Source organism: Serratia sp. CoH_134_PS_4 (genome assembly GCF_058190535.1).
This window is the reverse complement of record NZ_JBXWKI010000045.1, coordinates 233-596: the sequence shown is the minus strand read 5'-3', so window position 1 is coordinate 596 and position 364 is coordinate 233. Positions and strand designations below refer to the sequence as shown.

2 tRNA genes are annotated in these 364 nt (G+C 51.6%); both read left to right on the top strand.

Going from position 1 to position 364, the window contains the following annotated elements:
* Nucleotides 1-82 precede the first annotated feature (82 nt).
* Nucleotides 83-158, top strand: a tRNA-Lys gene (locus AC2FCQ_RS24655).
* Nucleotides 159-289: 131 nt separating this feature from the next.
* Nucleotides 290-362 (top strand) — tRNA-Lys (locus tag AC2FCQ_RS24650).
* The last annotated feature ends 2 nt before the right edge of the window (nucleotides 363-364 follow it).

Sequence of the window (364 nt, the reverse complement as noted above, 5' to 3'; positions counted from 1 at the left end):
GGTGATTAGCTCAGTTGGTAGAGCATCTCCTTTACACGGAGGGGGTCGGCGGTTCGAGCCCGTCATCACCCACCACTGCTGTGGGCCGTTAGCTCAGTTGGTAGAGCAGTTGACTTTTAATCAATTGGTCGCAGGTTCGAATCCCGCACGGCCCACCATTTTCAGATTGGTAGAGATGTGAAACAGAAGGTCCAAATCGAGTTTTTCGAATTGTCCCCCACCCCGCATCGTTTTTCCGCAATACAGTCTTAGCGTCTGTATTGGTTGTTCAGCAGTAAACCACGTCAGTGGGCCGTTAGCTCAGTTGGTAGAGCAGTTGACTTTTAATCAATTGGTCGCAGGTTCGAATCCCGCACGGCCCACC